Source organism: Aeromonas sp. L_1B5_3, assembly GCF_963866575.1.
Classification (GTDB): Bacteria; Pseudomonadota; Gammaproteobacteria; order Enterobacterales; family Aeromonadaceae; genus Aeromonas; species Aeromonas jandaei.
Window position 1 is genome coordinate 1 of record NZ_CAWMDN010000051.1, and the last position, 1,900, is coordinate 1,900.

Here is a 1,900-nt window from a genome sequence, read left to right on the forward strand (position 1 = left end):
GCCAGCGGCATCTTGTTGAGCTTCTCGCGATGCTCGCGCCAGTTGGGCAGATGGGTATCCATCAGTGTGATAAATCGCTGGTTATGTTTGCGCTCTAACAGGTGAACCAGCTCGTGCACCACAATAAATTCCAGGCATTCGGGGGGCTTCTTGACTAATTCGAGGTTGATCCAGATGCGGGATGTATCTGTTTTGCAGCTCCCCCACATGGTCTTCATCCGTTTGATACCGACAAACGAAGGGGTGACGTTGAGCAAGGCCTGCCACTTGGCCATCAATATCGGCAGCCGCTGGCGTAGCAATTGGCGATACCAGCCCAGGAGCAAGGCTTCTCGCTTCGCTGCGTCATAATGAGCGGGAACCCGCATCCGGATCCACCCCCCTTGTAGCTTGACGCTGTGCGCTCCCTCAACCGGGATCACCTCCAATCGATAGCCCCGTCCCCAAAGGTAGTGCGTCTCGCCGCTGCACATCTGGCGCTCGCTCTGACGTGGCTGCGCCTGAAAGTGGGCCTGTTGCTGCCGGATCCACGGCAAGCGTCTGACCACGGCCATTCTGATGGCCGTCTGTGACAGCGACGCCGGGGCCGAGACGCGCACGCGACCATCAGGGGGCAGCACATTGATGTGCAGGTTCTTGATCCCCTTATGCTGCAACTCCAGCGTGAGCTCACCAATGGTGATCAGGGGCATCAGTGGTACTCCTGCTGCGCTTTCACCAGCTCCATCACCTCGGCAACGGTCACATCGTATCCCTTGGTTTCTTCGGCAATGGCAAACGCGATCTCCCGCTCCTTGAAGCGATCGCCATACCAATCGGCCTTCTTGGTATAACGCACGGCGGTATCAATCCTGGCCACCAGCAGCTCATCCTTGCCCAGATTGTCATAGAGTGCCCGTTTGGCTGCCGTGTCTATGCTCTCTGGGTAGGCGCTCTGGCTATGGCTCTGTGGATATTTCACCTGCTTGGCCAGCTCGCGGACCTTTTCCAGATACTCCTGATAGGAGATGGCCTGCTGGCGGCGCAGATCGATCAGCTCATCGAGCAGCACCGACATCCTCTCGTAGTATTTGGGGTTGACCGGGTTCTCATCGACGATGGTCCGGCGCACGTTGTTTTCAATCGCCTCGGCCATCGACTCCTGATTGTCGCGCATCTCCTTGGGCAACCCATCCAGCGCCTCGGGGCCGCGCTGGATAATGAGCTCCAGCAGCCCCAGCTCCTCAAAGTCCATCAGCGTCTCGCTGGGGTCGGCATCCACCCACAGATCCAGCATCTGGCGCATGCCCGGCTCGAACTGCTTCATATCCACCAGATCACCACTGGCCAGCTTGATCTCATCCCGGACCTTGGCGAAGTGTTCGACCTCCTGCTTGATCGAGGCGGCCTGCGAGGCGCTGTAACCCGCCTCCTCCAGCTCACCCGCCAGATTGGTAAAGGCGCGGATCAACTTGGCCACCAACTGATAGAGGGTCAGCCGCAATGCCTCTTTCTCGCTCAACGTCTCTTCATCGGCTCCCGGCTCACAACAGAAATAATGCTGATAATCGAGTTGCGACTTGGGCGCCTTCACCGGCTCACACAATGCACGGACGGCTTCCAGAGCGTTATCCAGATCCTCTTTGGCCTGCGCCAGTCGATCCTTGAGCAGCCCGGCCACATCCTCCTTGTCATAACCCGCGAAGGCCTCGGCCGTATAGTCGTTGACCGTCTTCTCCAGCGACTTGAACAGGTCTTTGTAATCGATGATGTAGCCGTACTCCTTGTCGTCACCATCCAGCCGATTCACCCGACAGATGGCTTGGAACAGGTTGTGATCAGCCATCTTCTTGTCGATATAGAGGTAGGTGGCAGAGGGGGCATCAAAACCGGTCAGCAGCTTATCCACGACAATGAGCAG

Annotated in this window: 2 protein-coding genes; both read right to left on the bottom strand. The window is 57.7% G+C overall.

The window, feature by feature from the left end:
* Positions 1-692 (bottom strand): M48 family metallopeptidase (locus tag AACR93_RS03785; RefSeq protein WP_043852281.1); only part of this gene is annotated, 692 nt, incomplete at its 3' end.
* Positions 692-1,900 (bottom strand): type I restriction enzyme subunit R domain-containing protein (locus AACR93_RS03790; protein ID WP_043852282.1); only part of this gene is annotated, 1,209 nt, incomplete at its 5' end. The genes AACR93_RS03790 and AACR93_RS03785, both read right to left, overlap by 1 nt.